Source organism: Longimicrobium sp. (assembly GCF_036554565.1).
Classification (GTDB): Bacteria; Gemmatimonadota; Gemmatimonadetes; order Longimicrobiales; family Longimicrobiaceae; genus Longimicrobium.
Genome location: NZ_DATBNB010000728.1, coordinates 1 through 2,352 on the forward strand (window position 1 = coordinate 1; position 2,352 = coordinate 2,352).

The 2,352-nt window shown below is 71.7% G+C and carries 1 protein-coding gene; it reads right to left on the minus strand.

The window, feature by feature from the left end; genetic code table 11:
• A partial coding sequence (locus tag VIB55_RS20390) for a hypothetical protein (RefSeq protein WP_331878510.1) occupies positions 1-2,231 on the minus strand: 2,231 nt, incomplete at its 3' end.
• Between the last annotated feature and the right edge of the window lie 121 nt (positions 2,232-2,352).

A 2,352-nucleotide genomic window follows, 5' to 3' on the forward strand; every position in this document is an offset into this window, starting at 1 on the left:
CGCGTAGCGGCCCCGGAGCCGGGTGCCAGCCGCTCGCGCGCCCGGCCCAGCAGGTCCCGCGCGCGGTCCGCCCGGCCCGCACCCGCCTCGCCGGAGGCGCGTGAGACCAGCGCGGCGGCCTCGCGGTCCGCTTCCGCCTCCAGCGCGCGGGCGGCAAGTGCGGAAATCTCCAGCGACGACTGGCGCGCGGGGCGTCGGCCCAGGCCGGCGGCCACGCGGTCCAGCTCCGCCAGCAGGGGGCCGAGCGATGGCACCGATGTGCCACGGGCGCGGACGGAAGGCGCCACGTCGTCCAGCTTTCCCTGTCCTCGCGCCTCGGCCACGTTTATGGGGTCCACCCGCACGTTTCCGCGCGGGAACACGCGATCCGCCTGCTGCATGGCCTGGATCATCCGCAGCGCCTGGTACTGGAAGGGCAGCGACGAGTCCGGCTTCGCCAGGTTCAGCTCGCTCTCGCTGCGCCACATCAGGTTGTGCAGCGCCATCAGGTCGCGGTTCACGTCCAGGATGGTGCCCTCGTCGTGCTTGTGGCTGATCTCGTCGATCGTGCCCCGCCCCGTCGCCTCGGACGCCTCCTCCAGCAGTTCCTCCATGGTGGGGGGCTCATCATCCGCATTTCCGGCCTCCGCGTGCTCGTGCTGGGTTCCGGCCGTTTCCATGTAGCCAGCATCCAGGTCCTGTCCCTGCACCCCGGATTCGGAGCTGCGCACGTAGATCTGCTCGCCCACCACGTCGCGCAGGCGCCCCTGCTCGCGAGCCACCTCGCCGCTGCGCTTCAGCAGGTCGGCCCGTGACAAACGTGGCGCATCGCGTACCAGCCGCTCCGTCATCAGGATGATCATGCGCTGGCTCAGCACCGGGTCTTTGGGCAGCTCGGCGGGAAGGCCGATGTCGGTGTTCACCTCGTCGAACTCGTCCGGGCGCGCCACGCGGATGATGCGGGTGCGCGATACGCTCTCCCCCGGGCCCGTGACGTCGTTGCGGTCGCGCGCCACCGCGCGGATGTGCATCACGTCGCCCGGCTGGAGCTTGAGCGTCGCCAGGTCCACCACCAGCTCACCCGTGGCGGTCTTGCCGTTTCGCGACACGCGCGCGAACTGCCAGTCGCCCTCCACGAACTCGTACGATTCGCCGCTGCCGCGCGAGTGCGTCCAGTGCAGCCAGAACCCGCCGATGCCGTAATCGTCCCCCGCCGTGGCGCGAATGGTCAAACGCCCGGTTCCCTCCGCGAGGATGAGGTCCGCCGGCGGCACGGTCAGCTGCACATCCGGCGGCTGGTCGGGAAGCGCGATCAGCGGAACGATGCGGCGGTCGATCACCTCGCCGCCGGCCACCGCCTCCAGCGACAGCCCGCGCGCGTCCGCCGCCATCGTGTAATCGATCACCCACTCTCCTCCAGCCCGTCTCACCGGCAGCGCACGCCCGCCGATGACCGCGGCGCGAACGCCGTCCCAGCGGTCGGGAAAACGGCTGCGCAGGCGGATGCGGCTGCCCGCCAGAGCCGCAACCGGCTCGTCTCCCCTTCCGTCCTGCGGGCCGAGGCCGGCGTACCCGGGCGGCTGCACACGCCAGCGCAGCTCGTCGAACAGGGGCATGGGCGCGGGGGCGGCGTTCGGAAGCGTTTCCGCGCGCACTTCCGTCCACCGGCTGGCGTAGGCGTCCGCGGGATGCATCCACCGGGTCCACGCTTCACCCGCCACCTGCGGCAGCGCGATGGAAAAGATGGCGACGAACGCGCAGGCAGCCCCGAGCACCATTGCCGGTACCTTCAGGCGAGCAGGGGCGACGCGGCGCGGATCGGCTTCGATTAGGCGCCGCTCCGCATCCGCCATGAACGCGCGGACGACGACCCCGTCCGGCAGCGCGTCCGCCGCGTCGAAAGCCGTCAGCAGGCGGTTCTGCAGCGTGGGGATGCGCTCTTCCGCCAGCAGGGCGAATCGCCGGGGGGGAGGCGGGCGGAGCACCCGGTGGATGGAGAACGCGACGAAGCCCACGCCCAGCAGGGGCGGAATCCACCGCAGCGTCTCGCGCAGCACGGCACGGAGCGGGATCAGCAGGTCCACGAAGACAAGCAGAATCGCCACGGTGACGAACAGCGCCGGGGCGATCACCAGGGCGCGGAGCAGCACCGACCGCCGCCACGCCGCGCGAACGCCGCCGATCAGCCGCTCGGCCGGAGCCTGCAGCGGCCGTGGGGACGTCGCGGCGGGTGAGTGGACGATGGTGCTCATCGTGGCGCCCTGCGTCTGTAGGCCAGCAACGTTTCGATCAGCGCGACGGCGAGCGCAGCCGCGAGCAGCCATCGCCCGAACGCAATTCCTGCAGCCGCGGCCACACGAATGGCCGCAAAGG